This window comes from Shewanella sp. (genome assembly GCF_051658185.1).
In the GTDB taxonomy this organism is placed as follows: Bacteria; Pseudomonadota; Gammaproteobacteria; order Enterobacterales; family Shewanellaceae; genus Shewanella.
The window spans coordinates 1-2492 of sequence record NZ_JBOFMC010000170.1; the positions used below are offsets into that span (position 1 = coordinate 1).

3 protein-coding genes are annotated in these 2492 nt (G+C 48.7%); all 3 read left to right on the forward strand.

The window, feature by feature from the left end; all coding sequences use genetic code 11:
* Window positions 1-910, forward strand: a 910-nt coding sequence (locus ACRCZA_RS06970) for a TonB-dependent receptor domain-containing protein (protein ID WP_438673731.1), incomplete at its 5' end; no start/stop codon positions are given.
* A 439-nt stretch (window positions 911-1349) separates the two neighbouring features.
* Window positions 1350-1634 carry a chaperone NapD gene (locus tag ACRCZA_RS06975; protein WP_438673732.1) on the forward strand — a complete coding sequence of 95 codons (285 nt, stop codon included), beginning with the start codon at window positions 1350-1352 and terminating at the stop codon, window positions 1632-1634.
* Window positions 1631-2492: molybdopterin-dependent oxidoreductase (locus ACRCZA_RS06980; RefSeq protein ID WP_438673733.1), on the forward strand; the 862-nt coding region annotated here is incomplete at its 3' end. The genes ACRCZA_RS06975 and ACRCZA_RS06980, both read left to right, overlap by 4 nt.

Here is a 2492-nt window from a genome sequence, read left to right on the forward strand (position 1 = left end):
CTTTGCCGCCATGAGTGATAACTTCTGGTCACCTAAAGTCGGTATCGTGTATAAACTGACCGACACGGTCAACGTCTACGCCCAATATGCCTATGGTTATAAGATGCCGACCCCAGATCAAAAATGGGGTGAGCTGGAAGTTGATGGTGGCTCGATGACCGATGTTATCATTCAAGCCAACTATGACTTAAAGTCTGAGCAATCTCACACCTGGGAAATGGGGGTACGCGGCAACCATGAAGACACTCAATATGAGTTGACCACCTTCTATACCCATGCAACCGACTTTATTGATTGGCAATATGTGAGCTTCAAACCGCCAATATTTGGCCCGGTCATGAAGCCAATGGAATTTAAATACCAGTACTTCAACCGCGATCAAGTGGCACTGTATGGTGCTGAAGCGCAAATCAACCATTGGTTAACCGATAGCATTGAACTGTGGGGCAATATCTCTTACACCCATGGAACCGATGAAGATGGCCAAAACCTGAACAGCGTGAGCCCACTTAAAGGCAATGCCGGGATGAGTTGGCATACCGATATTCGCGGTATGGAAGCCGAAATTGGTGCCGTGGTGCGCTGGGCGGATCACATGAACCGCACCAATGACATCAACCTGACCAATGAAGATATTTGCGTCATGGGCGTGTGTATCCCCAAAGAAAGTTTCAATGAAGTCTACAATACTGCCGGTTATGCGGTGTTTGACTTAACCATGGGGCTGCGCATCAATGACAAGTTGCAACTGCGTGCCGGGGTATACAACCTGTTTGATAAGGAATATATCGACTATGCCGATGTGGCTGGCCAGTCAGTATTCTTACTCAATAGCACCATGGATATGCAAAAAGAAGACTTCACCCAACCTGGGCGTTATGTCAACCTGAGTGTTAATTACCAGTTCTAAGCCCCTAAACGGCTCAAGTGCTGCCATCATTCCCCAGTTACGGCTGGGGAATGATGCGATTAATAGCACAGCTATAAACTTTAATATCAACAAGATAACCGCAAATCATCCTCCCCTTTAAGCTATTACCAGCTAACCCACGCCGCAGAAAGCTCAAACCTTGTAAAGATCAAGCCAAGCGCTAGCACAAACCACGATAAACAACAGTTAATTTACAAAATAAGATCCAGATCACGCCAAAAACTTTGATCCGGATCGACAAACCCCTTCAATACCTCTTGCGGGGTATACCTTCTGAAAATATCAGGTCTAGACTCATTGCTATCAGCGCTCAGTCGCCCTTGTTTGTTTTGAGCAAACTGTGCCTCTCCGCCAGTGTTGCCCGCTGAGTGACCACCGCTTAATCCATTAAGTGAACACCACTAAAAGGTCTCCCGTTATGAGCCAGGAATATCACGTCACTAGCCTTGTGGTCCACGCCGCCCCCAATGCCTTAGCACAGGTAAACGCCAGTATAAGCGCATTAGCAGGCTGCGATATTCACGCCATTACCCCCGAAGGCAAATTGGTTGTCACCCTCGAAGGAGGTAGCCAAAAAGCCATCCTCGACAATGTTGAAGCCATTAATGCCTTAGCCGGGGTGTTATCCGCCAGTTTGATTTACCACCAAGTCGAACCCTTAGAACAACAGCTTTTAGAACAAGAGAGTGAGGAAACATTATGAGCATAAGCCGCCGCGAGTTTCTCAAGGCCAACGCAGCGGTTGCCGCTGCCACGGCTGTTGGCGTAACCCTGCCTGTTAAAATGGTTGAAGCTGCAGAACAAGCCGACAACATCAAATGGGACAAAGCGCCCTGCCGTTTTTGCGGCGTGGGCTGTAGTGTCTTAGTTGGCACCAAAGCGGGCAAAGTCGTTGCCACCAAAGGCGATCCAGAAAGCCCAGTCAACCGTGGCTTAAACTGTATCAAAGGCTACTTCCTGTCGAAAATCATGTACGGTAAAGACCGCTTAACGACGCCATTGCTGCGGATGAAAGACGGCCAATATCACAAAGAAGGCGAATTTACCCCCGTCAGCTGGGATGTGGCCTTAGACACAATGGCGGCCAAATGGAAGCACAGTCTCGCCACGAAAGGCCCAACCTCCGTCGGTATGTTTGGCTCAGGCCAATGGACCATTTGGGAAGGTTATGCCGCCTCAAAACTCCATAAAGCTGGTTTTTTAACCAACAATATCGATCCTAACGCCCGCCATTGTATGGCCTCGGCGGTCGTAGGCTTTATGCGTACCTTCGGTATCGATGAACCGATGGGCTGTTATGACGATTTAGAAGCCGCCGATCACTTTGTGCTCTGGGGCGCCAATATGGCCGAGATGCACCCTATTTTATGGGCGCGCTTATCCGATAGACGCTTAAGCAGCCCAAGTTGCCGCGTGCATGTACTATCGACCTTTGAGAACCGCAGCTTCGATCTGGCGGATAACCCAATGGTGTTCCACCCACAATCGGATTTAGTGATCCTCAACTATATCGCCAACTACATCATCCAAAATAACGCGGTCAATACTGACTTTGTCACTA

Coding starts and splice junctions, on each gene's coding strand:
- ACRCZA_RS06975 (WP_438673732.1), top strand. CDS start 1,350: ATGAGCCAGGAATATCACGTCACTAGCCTTGTGGTCCACGCCGCCCCC.